Source organism: Microbispora sp. CL1-1 (assembly GCF_012034195.1).
In the GTDB taxonomy this organism is placed as follows: domain Bacteria; phylum Actinomycetota; class Actinomycetes; order Streptosporangiales; family Streptosporangiaceae; genus Microbispora.
Genome location: NZ_JAATEK010000011.1, coordinates 194,333 through 209,929, shown reverse-complemented (window position 1 = coordinate 209,929; position 15,597 = coordinate 194,333). Strand labels below are relative to the sequence as shown.

General features: G+C 72.8%; 13 protein-coding genes. 4 read left to right on the top strand and 9 right to left on the bottom strand.

Features of this window, described 5'->3' with window-relative positions:
* Positions 1-12 precede the first annotated feature (12 nt).
* The 4 genes from HCK04_RS16570 to HCK04_RS16555 are packed head-to-tail and all read right to left on the bottom strand — an operon-like array spanning position 13 to position 4,652.
* Positions 13-1,161, bottom strand: a complete 1,149-nt coding sequence (locus HCK04_RS16570) for a thiolase domain-containing protein (protein WP_142648212.1) — start codon at positions 1,159-1,161, stop codon at positions 13-15.
* Positions 1,162-1,169: 8 nt separating this feature from the next.
* Complete coding sequence (locus HCK04_RS16565; RefSeq protein WP_142648211.1) at positions 1,170-2,195, bottom strand: lipid-transfer protein; 1,026 nt, start codon at positions 2,193-2,195, stop codon at positions 1,170-1,172.
* Entirely contained in the window at positions 2,192-3,115 is a 924-nt protein-coding gene (locus HCK04_RS16560; RefSeq protein ID WP_142648210.1) for an OB-fold nucleic acid binding domain-containing protein, read from the bottom strand. The genes HCK04_RS16565 and HCK04_RS16560 overlap by 4 nt, the downstream gene beginning before the upstream one ends.
* On the bottom strand, positions 3,105-4,652 hold the full coding sequence (locus HCK04_RS16555; protein WP_142648209.1) for an acyl-CoA synthetase: 1,548 nt from the start codon (positions 4,650-4,652) through the stop codon (positions 3,105-3,107). The genes HCK04_RS16560 and HCK04_RS16555 overlap by 11 nt, the downstream gene beginning before the upstream one ends.
* A 209-nt stretch (positions 4,653-4,861) precedes the next feature.
* On the opposite strand from HCK04_RS16555, the gene HCK04_RS16550 reads away from it, so the two are divergent.
* Positions 4,862-5,677, top strand: a complete 816-nt coding sequence (locus HCK04_RS16550; RefSeq protein WP_260617295.1) for a crotonase/enoyl-CoA hydratase family protein — start codon at positions 4,862-4,864, stop codon at positions 5,675-5,677.
* Between the two features lie 95 nt (positions 5,678-5,772).
* The gene (locus tag HCK04_RS16545) at positions 5,773-7,281 is read left to right on the top strand and encodes a hypothetical protein (RefSeq protein ID WP_142648207.1); all 1,509 of its coding nucleotides are present in this window, start codon (positions 5,773-5,775) and stop codon (positions 7,279-7,281) included.
* Positions 7,282-7,285: 4 nt separating this feature from the next.
* On the opposite strand, the gene HCK04_RS16540 is transcribed toward HCK04_RS16545, so the two are convergent.
* Together HCK04_RS16540 and HCK04_RS16535 are read right to left on the bottom strand one after the other, a co-directional pair.
* A complete protein-coding gene (locus HCK04_RS16540) occupies positions 7,286-8,479 on the bottom strand; it encodes a damage-control phosphatase ARMT1 family protein (RefSeq protein ID WP_142648206.1) in 1,194 nt (397 codons plus the stop codon).
* A gap of 299 nt (positions 8,480-8,778) precedes the next feature.
* On the bottom strand, positions 8,779-9,894 hold the full coding sequence (locus HCK04_RS16535) for a nitronate monooxygenase family protein (protein WP_142648205.1): 1,116 nt from the start codon (positions 9,892-9,894) through the stop codon (positions 8,779-8,781).
* 248 nt (positions 9,895-10,142) lie between these two features.
* Between HCK04_RS16535 and HCK04_RS16530 the strand changes: the two genes are divergently transcribed.
* Entirely contained in the window at positions 10,143-11,105 is a 963-nt protein-coding gene (locus HCK04_RS16530) for a LysR family transcriptional regulator (protein ID WP_142648204.1), read from the top strand.
* A gap of 234 nt (positions 11,106-11,339) precedes the next feature.
* Positions 11,340-12,494: a S1 family peptidase gene (locus tag HCK04_RS16525; protein WP_142648203.1), complete on the top strand. Its 1,155-nt coding sequence runs from the start codon at positions 11,340-11,342 to the stop codon at positions 12,492-12,494.
* A 43-nt stretch (positions 12,495-12,537) separates the two neighbouring features.
* Here the strand turns inward: HCK04_RS16525 and HCK04_RS16520 are convergent, their stop codons facing one another.
* From HCK04_RS16520 to HCK04_RS16510, 3 genes are read right to left on the bottom strand one after another with little or no spacing between them, the layout of a single operon-like run.
* Positions 12,538-13,287, bottom strand: a complete 750-nt coding sequence (locus HCK04_RS16520) for a decaprenylphospho-beta-D-erythro-pentofuranosid-2-ulose 2-reductase (protein ID WP_142648202.1) — start codon at positions 13,285-13,287, stop codon at positions 12,538-12,540.
* A 34-nt stretch (positions 13,288-13,321) separates the two neighbouring features.
* Positions 13,322-14,662, bottom strand: a complete 1,341-nt coding sequence (locus HCK04_RS16515; protein WP_142648201.1) for an FAD-binding oxidoreductase — start codon at positions 14,660-14,662, stop codon at positions 13,322-13,324.
* The gene (locus tag HCK04_RS16510) at positions 14,659-15,561 is read right to left on the bottom strand and encodes a decaprenyl-phosphate phosphoribosyltransferase (protein ID WP_260617298.1); all 903 of its coding nucleotides are present in this window, start codon (positions 15,559-15,561) and stop codon (positions 14,659-14,661) included. Before HCK04_RS16510 ends, HCK04_RS16515 begins: the two co-directional genes overlap by 4 nt.
* Positions 15,562-15,597 lie beyond the last annotated feature (36 nt).

Sequence of the window (15,597 nt, the reverse complement as noted above, 5' to 3'; positions counted from 1 at the left end):
GTCTGAGCTGCCTCACGGTCTGCGGCTTCCGACGATCCACATCGCGAAGAACTGGGCACCCCCGCCGTACGCGTGGCCGAGCGCGAGGCGTGCCCCCTCGACCTGGTGCTCCCCCGCCATGCCCCGCACCTGGAGCGCCGCCTCGGCGAAGCGGATGAGGCCGGACGCGCCGATCGGGTTGGACGACAGCACGCCGCCGGAGGCGTTCCACGGGGTGTCGCCGTCGAGCGCCGTGCACCCGGCCTCGGTGAGCTTCCAGCCCTCCCCCTCGGCCGCGAAGCCGAGGTTCTCCAGCCACATCGGCTCATACCAGGAGAACGGCACGTACACCTCGGCGACGTCGATCTCCCGGCGCGGGTCGGTGATCCCGGCCTGGCGGTAGACGTCGGCGGCGCAGTCGCGGCCGGCCCTCGGGCTGACGACGTCGCGGCCGGCCATCATGAGCGGCTCCGAGCGCATCGCCGTGCCGTGGATCCAGGCGGGCGTGCCGGTCACCTTGTCCTCGGCCGCGAGCACGATCGCGCAGGCGCCGTCGGACGACGGGCAGGTCTCCAGATAGCGGATCGGCTCCCACAGCATCGGGGTCGACTCGACCATCTTCCGGTCGATCCCGGGGATGCGCAGGTGGGCGTACGGGTTCTTCAGCGCGTTGAGCCGGTCTTTGACCGCGACCAGCGTGCCGATGTGGCCGGGCGCGCCCGACCTGCGCATGTACTCCCTGATGTGCGGCGCGAAGTAGCCGCCCGCCCCCACGACCAGGGAGGCGCTGAAGGGCGGGTGCGTGGTCAGGGCCCAGGTGGCGTTCGACTCCGACTGCTTCTCGAAGGCGACCACCAGCACCCGCCCGTGCACGCCGCCCTGCACGAGCGACGCGCCGACCAGCGCGGTCGAGCCGCCGACCGAGCCCGCCGTGTGCACGCGCGTCACCGGCTTGCCGGCCGCGCCGAGCGCGTCGGCCAGGTACGCCTCCGGCATCATCACGCCCTCGAACATGTCGGGGGCCTTGCCGATGACGACCGCGTCGATGTCGGCGAACGTCAGGCCGGCGTCCTCCAGCGCCCGCAGGGCGGCCTCGCGCACCAGCCCGGCGAGCGACACGTCCCGGCGTCTCGTCTGGTAGCGGGTCTGGCCCACGCCGATGACGGCACAGCGGTTTCCCACGGCGACTCCTACAGGGACTGGTCGAGCACGGCGACGAGGTTCTGCTGCAGGCACGGCCCCGAGGTGGCGTGCGCCACCGCGCGGTCCGCCGAGCCGTCGAGGATCCGCCGGGCCGCCTCGCCGATGCGGATCAGGCCGGTGGCCATCACGGGGTTGGCCGCGAGCGGCCCGCCCGACGGGTTGACCATGACGTCGGCGGACAGGCCGAGCGCCTCGCGCAGGATCGGCTCCTCGTGGCTGAACTGGGTGTGCAGCTCGGCCACGTCGACCGGGCCCTTGCCCACTCCGGCCGCCCGGCCCGCCTCGGCCGTGGACACCGACCGGGCGAGGTCGCGCATGCCCAGATAGTGGGGCTCGGCGCGGTGTGCGATGCCGGTGATCCAGGCGGGCCGCCCGGCCAGCTCGCGGGCGCGGTCGCCCGCGGCCAGCACCACAGCCGCCGCCCCGTCCGTGACCGGCGCGACATCGTACGGCCGCAGCGGCTCGACCTCGAACTTCTCCCCGGCAGGGTCGGGCAGGTCGAGGGCGTACGGGTTGGCCCGGCCGCCGGCCCGGCTGCGCCGTACGATCTCGTCCAGCGCCGCCCGGTCCGCGTTCACCGCGGCGGCCTGCAGCGCGGCGTACGACACCTGGTCGAGCCCGAGCGGCGCCAGATAGTACGGGTCGAGCTGGAGCGTCATGATCTCCCGGATGTCCGACATCGACGACTTGCCGAAGCCGTAGACGAGGGCGGTGTCGATGTCGCCGTGCTGGAGCCGCACCCACGCCTCGTACAGCGCGAAGGCGCCGTCCATCTCGACGTGGCTCTCGCTGATGGGCGGCCAGGCGCCGACCGCGTCGAGCGCCGAGACGAACGAGAACGGCGCCCCGGCCAGGTAGTCGCACGAGCCGGAGCAGGTGAAGCCGAACCTCTTCAGCCCGGTCGCCCGCTTGACCTCGTCGATCACCGGCAGCAGCAGTTCCGGCTCGGCCGGCCCGGCGTCGTGGCCGGTGTGCACGGTCTGGGCGAAGGCGACGACCGCGACGTCCCTCATCGGGCACCCCCGGCGGACTCGTCGAGGTCGGCGTCCGGCTCCCCGGTCGGTTCGAACCACTTCACGTTGGCCATCGACAGCGTCCGCTCCTCGGGCGGCAGCCACACGGCCCGCACCCGCATGCCCTGCCGCACCTCGTGCGCCGGCACCCCGCCGATCAGCGCGATCATCGGCGTGTCCGCGCCGTCCAGCAGCACGTACGCGGAGACGAACGGCACCTCGGGGGCCCGGGGGTCGGGCAGGTTGTTGATGGCGAAGGTGGTGACCGTGCCGGTGTCGGCGACCTCCACCTCCTCCTCGATCACCGAGCCGCACGCGGGGCACGACACGCGGTAGGGCACGTAGACGGCGGCGCACTCGCCGCACCGGCCGCCGACGAACCTCCCGTCGCGCACGCCTTCCAAAAACCGGGTGAGCGCCCGCCCCGGCGTGACGCGATACTCGGCCCGCACGGGCGCGACGAGCGAGGCGACCTCGGGCAGGAAGCACTCGATATCCGTGATGTGCCCGGAGGTGGCGGCCCGCCAGCGCGGGCGCACCCGCAGGCCCGGCCGCAGCGCCTTCCGGCTCCCCGCGTCCACCGCGTGGACGAGGGCGGTATCGGCGCCGTCGAGCCGGATGAGCGCCCAGGCGAACGGCCGGTCGAGCGGGTGGCCGGGGCGCGGCGAGCCGACCCACGCCCATGCCTGGACGGTCCCGGCCGGACCGACCTCCACGTACTCCCCGGTGACCGGCTCGCCGGTGTCCGGGTCGTACTCCAGCGGCGGCACCAGCACCCGCCCCCCGGCCGTACGGACCCCGACCAGCCGCCGGTCGCGCAGTTCGGTGAGGAAACGCCCGATGACGGGCCCGGTCGTACGCGTGTAGCCGCCGGGGAACTCCAGAACGTGGGCGGCGACGAGCGGTTCCTCAGATGGCACGGTCCCTGCCTTCCCAGTAGGGGGCGCGGAGCTTGCGTTTGAGCAGCTTGCCGTTCGGCTCGCGGGGCATCTCGTCGATGAACTCGACCACGCTCGGCCACTTCATGCGGGCCAGGCGGCCCTCCAGGGAATCGACGAGCTCCGCGGCCAGCTCCTGCCCGGGGACGGCGCCGGGCGCGGGCTCGACGACGGCCATGATCCGCTCACCCCACTCGTCGTCCGGGATGCCGAACACGGCCACGTCGGCCACCTTCGGGTGTGCCATGAGCTCGTTTTCGATCTCGGCCGGATAGATGTTGGCCCCACCCGAGATGATCATGTCGGCCTTGCGGTCGCAGAGGAAAAGGAAGCCGTCGTCGTCCAGATAGCCGATGTCGCCGACCGTGAAGTAGTCCCGGAGGCGGCCCGCGGCGGTCTTCTCCGGGTCGCCCTTGTATTCGAACGAGATGCCCATCTTCATGTAGACGGTGCCGGGCGTGCCCGCGGGCACCGGCGCGAGCTCGTCGTCCACGATCAGCAGCTCGCTGCCCGGCCAGGCCTTCCCGACCGTGCCCGGCCGCTTCTTCCAGTCCTCGGGAGTGGCGACCGTGCCGCCGCCCTCGGTGGCGGCGTAGTACTCGTAGATCACGTCGCCCCACCACTCCAGCATCTGCCATTTGACCGGCACCGGGCAGGGCGCGGCGGCGTGGATCATCCACCGCAGCGACGACAGGTCGTAGGCGCGCCGCGTCTCCTCGGGCAGCGACAGCAGCCGCTTGAAGTGCGTCGGCACCATGTGGGAGTTCGTCACGTGATGGCGCTCGCACAGGCGCAGGGTCTCCTCGGCGTCCCACCTGTCCATGAAGACGAGCGTGTGCCCCATGTGCAGCGCCGTGCCGGCGAACTGGGTGACCGCCGTGTGATAGCTCGGCGACGTGACCAGGTGGGCGTTCGGGCGGCCCGGTGTCACGCCGAACAGCCGCAGCAGCGCCGTCATCAGCTCGGCGGCGTCGTCGGGGTCGAGGCCGGTGAGCGCGCGCCGCACGCCCTTCGGCCTGCCGGTCGTGCCCGAGGTGTAGTGCATGGTCGCCCCGGCCGTACGGTCGGGCGGCGGGGTGCCCGGCCTGCCGTCGGTCAGCTCGGCGACGGGACGGAAGCCCTCGACGTCGCCGTAGGAGAAGCACCGGCCGGTGTCGATCCCGGCCTCCCGCGCGCCCCTGGCGGCCTCCGCGGCGTACCGCTCGTGGGCGAAGAACGCCCTGGCCTCGCTGTCGGCCAGGATGTAAGCGATCTCGGGCCCGGTGAGGTGCCAGTTGACCGGCGTGTAGTACCACCCCGCCTGGAGGGCCGCGAGGTAGAGCACCAGACCGTCCGCGCCGTTGGGCAGCAGGCCGCAGATGCCGTCCCCGGGGCGCAGGCCCAGCTCACGCAGGCCGTGGACCATGCGGTTGGCCCTGGCGAGCAGCTCGCCCGCGGAGTGTTCCGTGCCATCGGGATCGACCGCGGCGATCCACGCCGGGTCGGCCTGCGCCAGCCTCCAGAAACCGAGTGAGCCCATATGCCAGCTCCCTATGGGGGCGCGCCGCACCACCGGGAGGCGTCAGCGGTCGCGGAGTGAAGCACGCGGGTGCGGCGCTGACAAGATCTGGCAATGCGGAGCGACTCAGACGAGAATCGGTTCTAGTTCTTGCGGGCAGACTAACCCCGCGCGCCATGGCTAACAAGCGCTTGATCGAGCCGGTGACACCACCCAGCCGGAGGACACCTGTGGAGCTCCTGCCCATCAGCACCCCGCACTGCCGGATCGAGCGCGACGGTCACGTGGTGATCGTCACGATGGACCGGCCCGAGGCCAGGAACGCGCTCTCGCAGGACATGCTGGTCGGGCTCGCCGAGGCGTGGCAGTACATCTCGGACGAGCCGGAGGTGCGGGTCGGCATCCTCACCGGCGCGGGCGGCACGTTCTGCGCCGGGGCCGACCTCAAGGCCATGGGCACGCCGTCCGAGGACGACCGGGTGCGCCGCCGGGCCGCCGAGATCCCCGACTACCACTGGAAGGGCCTGCTGCGCGACACCGGGGCGCTGCCGTCCAAGCCCATCGTGTGCGCGGTCGAGGGGTACGCCGTGGCGGGCGGCACCGAGCTGCTCGTCGGCACCGACCTGCGGGTCGCCGGGGAGAGCGCCACGCTCGGGCTGTTCGAGGCACGACGGGCGCTGTTCCCCATGGGCGGCAGCGCCGTACGGCTGCCGCGCCAGATCCCGTACGCGTTCGCCATGGACGTGCTGCTCACCGGCAGGGCGATCACGGCGGCCGAGGCGCTCACGATGGGCATGCTCAACCGTGTCGTGCCGGACGGCCAGGCGCTCGACGTGGCCCGCGAGCTCGCCGACCAGGTGGCCGCCTGCGGGCCGCTGGCCGTGCAGGCGATCCTGCGCGCCTACCGCGAGACGCTGGGCATGCCGGAGGCCGAGGCCCTCAAGGTGTCCGACGCGATCGGCTGGCCGGTCATCGGCTCGGAGGACGCCAAGGAGGGCTCCCGCGCCTTCCGCGACAAACGCCCACCGGTCTACCAGGGCCGATAGCCGGCCGATGGCGCCCGGCGCTTCATCGATGATTGACTTGCCCGTCTCGGGGGTGCTGTTCGCGCGAAGCGGTCGCGCATCGATGAGGAGGTCGCGTGGCGACGAACGGGCCCTCGGACGATCCAGGGCGGCGGGGACGATGGGCCCAGCGGGAGAACGAGCACCGCCGTCGGCCGTATGAGGCGGCGCTGGCCGCCTGGCGGCGTGCCGACGTCGAATTACGCCACATGCTCGCGAGCGCTCGCACATACCGCGGCCGGCCCCCTGGCGACGTCCCGCCCTCGCTCCGAATGCGGCGCGGGGAGACGCTTCTCTGGAACGCTCCCGGCGCACGGCTGATCGAGCTGCGGCATCAGCCCGCGCTGCCTCCCCCCGGTTACGCGAGCCTGCCGGAGTTGACCTGGGCGGCCGGGCAGGCGCCGCCGGCGCAGGCGAACGTCAGCGACATCGGCGCGGTGTCCGTGACGAACCAGCGCGTCGTCTTCCACGGCAGCAGGCACAACCGCGAGTGGGCGTTCGCCAAGCTCACCGGCCTGGCTCACGACCTCCCGACGTCGTCCACCCTGATGAGAGTCAGCAACCGGAAGTACGTCTCGGGCCTGGTGCTCGATCCGGGGGCGTCGGTGGGCTTCCGGTTCAATCTGGCGCTCGGCCTCGCCGACGCCATGGGCGACCGTGCGGGGTTCGTCGCGCATCTCGAACACCTGCTCGTGCACCACCAGTCGCTCCTTCCATCGCCACCCGCCCTCGTCGGCCCGGCGCAGGCCCCGCACGCGGCTCGTACGGCCCTCGGCGTGCTGAGAACGGCGTATTTCGGCCCGCGCGGCGCGTCACCGAGACGTCGCGCCCTCCAGGGTCTCGTCACGGTCGCCCTGACGCTCGGACTGATCGGCCAGGTGCTTCCCCATGCCCCCGTCACCATCGCCTCGGTGGGGCGACCGTCAACCCTTGTGCCATCCGCGCTCGCGCCGACCGTGCTCGCGCCGACCGTGCCCGCGCCGACCGTGCCCGCGCCGACCGTGCCCGCGCCGACCGTGCCCGCGCCGTCGCTCGCGCCCGCAGAAGTGGCGACCGACGTCGCGGAGCCCGTCGTGACGGTGACGATCACGCAGGCGCCTTCCTCGGAACCCGTGCCAGAGGCTGCGGATCCCGCTGTGACGGTGACGATCGAGGTCACGAGTACACCGGCTCCGGAACCGCCGGCAGTGCCTTCTCCCCGGCCTCCCGCTCAGGCGGAGATCACTGCGGCTCAGTCACCTCCGGCACCGCCGTCGGAGGCGGCACCGCCGCCGGAGACAGCACCGCCGCCGGAGACAGCACCGCCATCGGAGGCGGCACCACCGTCGGAGGCGGCACCGATGCCGGAGGCCGTCCCGCTCTGTGACGCGCCCGCGAATCCGTACGGATACACCTTCTGCGACGGCGACCTGATCACCGACCCGAAGCCGGACATCTGCCGGTACTTCCACTGCATTCCCAATTTCTGGGAGGGCAAGGGCTACATGATCGAATGCAGCGACGGCAAAGTCAGCATGTCGGGCGGGCGTCAGGGCTCGTGCTCATACCACGGCGGCAACCGCAGGCGCGTGCATCAGGGCCGATAGTCGCTCAGGGGCGGGCCTGCACCATGGCGTGGGTGCCAGTGGTCCGCCAGGGGCGGCCGGGCGCGTCCAGCTCGGCCAGCGTGCGCTCCGGCACGCCCACCAGCGCATCCGACTTGAGTGTGCGCAGGGCGACGACCGGCCCGGGGAAGTAGGCGGTGACCGCGGCGAACGGCGTGCTCGCCGGCCACATCCGGTCGCCGACGAGCCGCCGGTAGTTCAGGTCGCCCTTCATCACGGTGAGCGAGGCCGACGCGAACTCCGCCCGCAGGTCGTCCGGCATCTCCGCGTACGGCAGCGGGGCGCAGGCGAAGGGATGCGCCCGCAGCGTGAGGCGTCCCTCCTCCATGGCGTCCCAGAGGCGGGCGCCCGCCTCTGCGGCCCGGCCGGGCGCCGCGGCGAGCCGCCGCAGGCACGCCAGCACGTCGGCGGGGGTGGCGTCGGACACGAAGTACGGATAGGGCTTGACGTGCAGGACGACCTCGCCCGCGAGCCCGCAGGCGAGGAGATCGTCGGCCAGCACGAGATCGGGCAGCAGTTCGCGCCCCGCGTTGTCGGCGACCAGGCAGATCCTCCCCGGGGCGGCGGCCTCGACCAGCGACCACAGCAGCGGGCGGTCGTCCACGACCAGGTCCGCGGCCTTCTCCCGGTCACCGGTGAGGGTGACGCCGAAGGACAGGTCCGCCCGGTTGCCCCAGAGCGAGCCGAGCAGCAGCGCGTCGGCCCGCTCGGCCGGGGAGAGCGCGGCGGTCTCGTCGAGCGCCGCCAGCTCACCGTCCACGTCCGGGCCATCGAGCTCGGCCTGCTTCATCGGGCCGAACGGATCGATCCCGCGCCACGGGCCGTCGCCGAAATATCCGGTGGCTTCGAGCACCTTCCGATAGAAGTAGCTCTCCCCCCACAGGAAGGGCACGTCGACATAGGGGCGGCCGATCTTGCCGCGTCCCCACTCGGCCCAGGCCGCGGCGTCGTGCGCCGACGGCTCCAGCGGCTCCATGACGTCGCGCACGACCTCGTCGAGCAGCCGGTCGAGCGCGCGCCGCCGGTCCGGCGAGTACGGCAGCGCCTCCGCGACCTGGCGGACGAGCACCGGGTGCCGCTCCCTGAAGACGCTCAGCGCGTAGGAGCCGGGGACGTTCCCCATGATCGGCGGCGGGGTTGGCAGGGCCTCAGCCACGGTCTCGTCGCGGGCACCACTCATCCCCGGCGTCCTCCCTCTGCTCGCGGAACGGCACCGCCAGTAGATCGCAGCGGCCGGGCGACCGAGGGAGGCGGGGGCAGGCGTGGGGACAACCGGGCCTGGCAGGGCCCAGTTGCGTGCCCGTACGGGTGATGTGGTGGGGGCGGAGCGGGAGCTGGCGTTGGCCGGTGAGGCGGCCGATCGGGGTGCGGAGTCCTTCTCTCCAGGGGACGGACGCGCGAGGGGACCCGCCGCTCACCGCGTCAGCCGTCGCTCACCGCGTCAGCCGTCGCTCACCGCGTCAGCCGTCGCTCGCGGTGTCAGCCGTCGCCGGTCATGCGGCCGAGACGTTCCATCGCCTCGATGTACTCCTCCACCATCTCGAAGACGACCTGTCTGGCCGGCTTGACCTGGTTCATCGCACCGATGATCTGCCCGGCCGGGAACGTGGCCAGCTCGGTCGCGTCCGACCTGCTGATCCGCCGCAGCGCGTCGGAGATCAGCATGAACTGCAGCGGCATCGGCAGCGTGCCGGGCGACTCGGCCGACTCCCACGCGTCGGTCCACTCGTTCTTCAGCAGGCGGGCGGGCTTGCCGGTCCAGCTCCGCGACCTGACCGTGTCGCGGGAGGTGGCCGCGATGATGCGCCGCCGTACGGTCTCGGAGGTGTCGGCCTCCTCCACGGCCAGCCAGATCGAGCCGGTCCACACGCCCTCGGCGCCGAGCGCCATGCCCGCGGCCATCTGGCGGCCCGACCCGATGCCGCCCGCGGCCAGGACCGGCACGTCCACCGCGTCCACCACCTGCGGGATCAGCACCATCGTGGAGATCTCCCCGGTGTGGCCGCCGGCCTCGGTGCCCTGCGCCACGACGACGTCCACGCCGACCTCGACCTGTTTGATCGCGTGGCGGGGCGTCGAGGCGAGCGCGGCCACCTGCACGCCCTTGGCGTGCGCCTGCTCCACGACGTCCGCGGGCGGCGGGCCGAGGGCGTTGGCGAGCAGCGCGATGGGGTGCCGGAGCGCGACCTCGACCTGCGGCCGGGCGGTCGCGTCGGTCCAGCCGAGCAGCACCTTGCCGGAGTCGGCGCCGTCGAGCGGCGGCACGCCGTGCCGGGCCAGCAGGTCCTCCACGAAGGCCCGGTGCCCCTGCGGGATCATCCCCTGCAGCCGCGCCACCAGTTCTGCGGGAGTGTCCACGTCGAGGTCCGCGCCCGCGTAGGAGGCGGGCATCACCACGTCCACGCCGTACGGACGACCGTCCACGTGGTCGTCGATCCACTTCAGCTCGATCTCGAGCTCTTCCGGGGTGAAGTACAGGGCGCCGAGCACGCCCATGCCGCCGGCGCGGCTGACCGCGGCGACGACGTCCCGGCAGTGGCTGAAGGCGAAGATGGGGAACTCGATTCCGAACATGTCGGTGACACGTGTCCGCATGCCTCGAACGTACGACGGCCCCCACCGAACTGCAACGCGTTCTAATAAGCCGCGCCCGACAGGTTCCTACCAGTCGGTAACCATTCCCCGGAGGGCGGGAGAAAGCCCAGGCGAGAACGCGTTTCACGCCACGGCCGACGCCCCAGCCGCACCACCCGTCACAGCGGTGACGACAGCTCACGGGCCAAAGTCAGATTTCATGACAATGCGGGATTGCGGCCATAACACGAGGGTCGTACCGTCCCTCTATGGATCTGGAGATCCGCCATCTGAGAATCGTGCACGCGGTCGCCGAAGCCGGGAGCGTCACGAAAGCGGCCACCCGGCTCGGCCTCGCCCAACCGTCGCTCACCGCGCAGCTCAAGCGCATCGAGCGATCACTCGGAGGTCCGCTGTTCGAACGCGACCGCAACGGCGCCCGGCCCACTCCTCTCGGCGAGATGGTGCTCGCCCGCGCCCGGGTGCTGCTGCCCGCCGTACGGGACCTCCAGGAGGACGCGGTGAGGTTCGCCAACACCTCCGTCAAGCTGCCCGGCTATCGTCTGGGCGCGACGAACGGGCCCATACTCGGCGGGCTCGTCGAGCGTCTGACCGCCGACCAGCCGGGCATCCCCGTCACCACCCGCACCTCGTGGTCGGCCGCTGAGCTGACCTCGCTCGCGGTCGCGGGCCGGCTCGACTTCGTGCTGCTCGGAACGTGCGGCGACAGCCCGCCTCCCCCGGCCGAATCGATGAACTGGACCACGGTCGGCACCGATCCGGTCTTCGTGCTCCTGTCCGAGGATCATCCCCTCGCGGGAGAGAAGGAACTGGAGCTGTCGAGCCTCGCCGAGGAGCACTGGACGGTCGCCCCCGGCGACGGCTGTTTCGCCGACTGCTTCGCCGCCGCCTGCGCCCGGGCCGGGTTCGTCCCCGAGTCCATCTACGAGACGGACGTGGCGACCTGCCTGCACCTGGTCGGAGTGGGCAAGGCGGTCGCCCTGTGCCAGGCCACCTTCCGGCTCACCGCCGGGCTGGTCATGATGCCGCTCGCCGGCGCGCCGCTGCGCTGGCGGCATCTGCTCGGCTGGCACGCCGACTCGATCGGCGCGCGGGCCGCCGCCCCCGTCGTCGCCGCGCACGCCCGGGCCGCGTACGCCGACGCGGTGCGGCGCAGCGCCCGCTACGCCGACTGGCTCGCCACCAACCCCGAATACGGCGCGGTTCCCTGAGCGGTTCCCCGACCGAAATCGCACGACCGGCGAATTCCGTCATGAATGACGGCGTACGAAAGGGCTATTTCGGAATGCTCCCGCGGGCGTGGTGCGGGAGCGGCCAATTTCGGGCCAGCGAATCCTCTCGCGAGGGCGGTTCCATAACTCGGTGATAGGGGCGAACTGATAGATCCACCGGAGAGCGGAGGTCGGTTACGTTGACGGCACCCCCAGAGACAAGGAGAGCCCCACATGCTCCACAGACGCACCGTACTCGCCGGATGCGCTCTGGCCGTCACGGCCCTCGCCACGGTCGCCACCCCCGCCGTGGCCGAGCCGAACGACTCTCCCGCCTCCTCCGGCCTCAAGCCTCCGCCCGCCTTGGTGGACGCCATGCAGCGCGACCTCGGGCTCACCCCCGCCCAGATCGACGCCCGCCTGGCCAACGAGGCCAAGGCCATGTCCGCCGACGCCAAGGTCCGGGCCGCGATCGGCGACGCCTACGCCGGTTCCTGGGTCACCGGCACCACCTCCGAGAGCTTCATCGTCGCCACCTCCGACGCCTCGAAGGCCGGTGCGATCCTGGCCGCGGGCGCGCAGCCGAAGATCGTCGGCCGCAGCCTCGCCGCGCTCGAGTCGACCGAGGCCGCGCTCGACCGGGCCGCCGCCAGTGCGCCCGCCTCCACCCCCGTCTGGTACGTCGACGTGCGCAGCAACAGCGTCGTCGTGCTGTCGTCCAACCCCGCCGAGGCCGAGGCGTTCGTGGCGGCCAGCGGCGCCGACACGTCGGCCGTACGGGTCGAGCAGTCCAGCGAGCAGCCGCAGACCTACTACGACGTGCGCGGCGGCGACGCCTACTACATCAACGGCTCGGCCCGGTGCTCGATCGGCTTCTCCGTACGCAAGGGAAGCACGAACGGCTTCGTCAGCGCCGGCCACTGTGGCCGCGCCGGCAACACCACGACCGGCTACAACCGGATCGCGCAGGGCACCTTCCAGGGCTCCTCGTTCCCCGGCGACGACTACTCGTGGGTCGCGGTCAACAGCAACTGGACGCCCACGGGCTGGGTCAACAACTACAGCGGCGGCAACGTGGCCGTGAAGGGCTCGTCCGTGGCCCCCGTCGGCTCGTCGATCTGCCGCTCCGGCTCGACCACCGGCTGGCGCTGCGGCACCGTCCAGCAGCTCAACGCCAGCGTCCGCTACTCCCAGGGCACGGTGAGCGGCCTGACCCGCACCAACGTCTGCGCCGAGCCCGGTGACTCCGGCGGCTCGTTCATCTCGGGCAACCAGGCCCAGGGCATGACCTCGGGCGGCTCGGGCAACTGCACCGTCGGCGGCACCACGTACTTCCAGCCCGTCAACGAGGCCCTGTCGGTCTACGGGCTGACACTCGTCACCGGCTGATCCGGCCGATCACAGGAGGCTCTCCCGCCGGCCCGGCACGGGGTCAGCGGGGGAGCCTCCGCCATATGGGGCGGGGCAGCAGCCGCATGACGGCGAACGCGAGCCGCAGCCGCGCGGGCACCCACACGGTCACCTTCCGCGTGTCCAGGGCCTCCATCACGCCGTCCGCGACCTCGGCCGCCGTCACCGACATCGGAGCGGGGGTCATCCCCCGCGTCATCCGGCCGATCACGAACCCCGGCCGGACGACCACGACCCGGGCCCCCGAGCCGTGCAGCGCGTCGGCCAGCCCCTGGGCGAAGCCGTCCAGCCCGGCCTTGGCGGAGCCGTACACGAAGTTGGCCTTCCGCACCCGCACCCCGGCCACCGACGACAGCACGACGAGCGTGCCGTGGCCCTGCTCGCGCAGCCGCCGCGCGGCGGCCAGGCCGATGGAGACGTGGCCGCCGAAGTTGACGGCGACGTCGCGGGCGGCGGCCACCGGGTCGGCGTCATAGACCGCCTGGCTGCCGAGTACGCCGAACGCCGGGATCACCACGTCGAGGTCGCCCACCTTGGCGGCGGCCTCCTCGATCAGGCCGGCGTGCGTCTCCGGCCGGGCGGCGTCGAAGTCGAGCACGTGGACCTCGGCCCCGAGCCGTTCGAGCTCCTCCACCGGCGCGGTCCCGCCCCGAGCGGCGAGCACGACCCGGCGGGCGCCCCGCCGGACCAGCCGCTCCACGATGGCGAGGCCGATCTCGCTGCGCCCGCCGAGCAGCAGGACGGTGTCGACCGAGCCCAGCGCGTTTCTCACGACCACTCCCACGACGACGGAACCAGCACAGAACTCAGCACAGCCGCAGCCTACGGGCGAGATCGGAGACGAAGACGCCGTCCGGGTCGGCCCGGCGCCGGATCTCCCGCCACTCCCCCAGCCGCGGATAGGTCGCGGCCATCGTGGCGGCCGACATCCGGGAGTCCTTGGCCAGGTAGAGCCGCCCCCCGGCCGCCGCGACCCAGCCGTCGAACTCGGTCAGCATGGCGGCCAGCCCGCGCTGCCCGGCCGGGATGTCCAGGGCCAGCGTCCACCCCGGCATCGGGAACGACAGCATGCCGGGCGTCCCCGCCCCGAACCTCTTCAGCACGGTCAGGAACGACACGACGCCCGCGCCGGACAGCCGCTCGACCACCCGGCGCAGCGTGTCCTCCGCCCCGAGCGGCACCACGAACTGATACTGCACGAAGCCGCGCGGGCCGTACATCCGGTTCCAACCGGCCACGCCGTCGAGGGGATGGAAGAACGGCGCGATGCCCTGGACGATCCGGCGCGGGGCGGCGGGCGCCTTGCCGTACCAGGCGGCGTTGAAGGCCCGCACCGTGGCCCGGTTGAGCAGGCCGCCGGGCGCCCAGGGCGGCGCGGACAGCAGGGGCCGCGGCGCGAACGCGAGCGGGTTCGCCCGCGCGCGGGCGGGCAGGTCGCCGGGCGCGGCGTGGTCACCACGGGTGAGCACGCCCCGGCCCATGCGCCCGCCCCGCGCCAGCAGGTCGATCCACGCGACCGTGTAGCGATGCCCGTCGTCGGTCGCGGCCATCGTCTCCAGGGTCTGGTCGAGGTCGCGGGTGCGCTCGACGTCCACCTGCATCCACGCCGTCTCGATCGGCACGCACTGGAAGGCCGCCTCGACGACGATCCCGGTCAGCCCCATCCCGCCCACGGTTGCCCAGAACAGGTCGTCGCCCGGCCCGAGCGTACGTACGACGCCGTCGGCGGTGAGCAGGCGCAGCGACCGCAGATGGGCGCCGAAGGAGGAGTCCACGTGGTGGTTCTTGCCGTGCACGTCGGCCGCGACGGCCCCGCCGACCGTGACATAGCGGGTGCCGGGGGTCACCGGCACGAACCAGCCGCGCGGCACGAGCGCGGTCATGAGGTCGTGCAGGCTGACCCCCGCCGACGCGGTGACGAGCCCGGTGGAGTCGACGCGCCATGACCGCTCAAGTGCAGTGCAGTCGAGCACGAGCCCGCCCGCGTTCTGCGCGGCGTCGCCGTACGCGCGGCCGAGCCCGCGGGCCACGACGCCGCGCCTGCCCGCCTTCGCCACCAGCTCCGCGGCCTCCTCGGCGGTGCGCGGGCGGACCACCGTCGCCCGCGTGGGCGCGGTGCGCCCCCATCCCGTCAGCGGCGTCGTCATGCCAGTTGGATACCGCATGCCAGCAGGATCAGCATCAGCGCGAGGAACACCTGGAGCGGGCGGTCGCGCAGCAGCAGTTCCTCGGGCTCCTCGCCCACCCCGCGGTCGACGAGCAGCGCGTGCCGCAGCACGACCAGCACGAACGGCACGATGCTGAGCGCGCAGAACGCCCTGGCCGGTCCGGTGTGCTCCTGGAGCGCCCACAGGCAGTAGGTGACGATCATCGCTCCCGAGGCCATGACGCGCACGTGGCCGAGGTAGCTCGCGGTGTACGTCTCCAGGGTGGCCCGGGCGACCTGGCCGTCCTGCGGCCCGGCGCGGAGCTCGGCCTCGCGCTTGCCGGCCACCAGCAGCAGCGAGCCGAGCGAGACGACGACCAGGAACCAGCTCGTCACCGGCACGGCCACGGCGACCGCCCCCGCGTACGCGCGCACGACGTGGCAGCCGGCCACCGCGACCAGGTCCACCACGGGCTGGTGCTTGAGCCACAGGGTGTAGGAGAAGGTGAGCGCCAGATAGGCGGCGACGACGGCGGCGAGCGGCCACCCACCGGCCAGCCCCACGAGCAGGCCGGCCGCCAGCAGCACCGCGCCTGCCGTCCGCGCGAGCCGTACGGACACGATCCCGGCCGCGATCGGGCGCAGCCGCTTGCGGGGATGGCGCCGGTCGGCGGCCACGTCGGCCGCGTCGTTGAAGAGGTAGGACCCGGCGGCGGCCAGGCAGAAGGCGGCGAACGCGACGAGCGAGCCGCGCAGCCCCGCCCCGGTGGTGAGCACGCCGGCGGCGGCAGGAGCGGCGAAGACGAGCGCGTTCTTGAGCCACTGCCGGGGCCGGCAGGCCCGCACCAGCCCGGCCGCGCGGGAGCGCCGGGAGGGCGTGCCCGCCGGAGGCGCCGCCACCGGCGGGTGCAGGACGCTGTCCCGCTTCACGGGGTC

Excerpts from the sequence above, each read along its gene's own strand:
- HCK04_RS16565 (WP_142648211.1), bottom strand. The coding sequence starts at position 2,195 with ATGAGGGACGTCGCGGTCGTCGCCTTCGCCCAGACCGTGCACACCGGC.
- HCK04_RS16555 (WP_142648209.1), bottom strand. The coding sequence starts at position 4,652 with ATGGGCTCACTCGGTTTCTGGAGGCTGGCGCAGGCCGACCCGGCGTGG.
- HCK04_RS16540 (WP_142648206.1), bottom strand. The coding sequence starts at position 8,479 with ATGAGTGGTGCCCGCGACGAGACCGTGGCTGAGGCCCTGCCAACCCCG.
- HCK04_RS16535 (WP_142648205.1), bottom strand. The coding sequence starts at position 9,894 with ATGCGGACACGTGTCACCGACATGTTCGGAATCGAGTTCCCCATCTTC.
- HCK04_RS16530 (WP_142648204.1), top strand. The coding sequence starts at position 10,143 with ATGGATCTGGAGATCCGCCATCTGAGAATCGTGCACGCGGTCGCCGAA.
- HCK04_RS16525 (WP_142648203.1), top strand. The coding sequence starts at position 11,340 with ATGCTCCACAGACGCACCGTACTCGCCGGATGCGCTCTGGCCGTCACG.
- HCK04_RS16515 (WP_142648201.1), bottom strand. The coding sequence starts at position 14,662 with ATGACGACGCCGCTGACGGGATGGGGGCGCACCGCGCCCACGCGGGCG.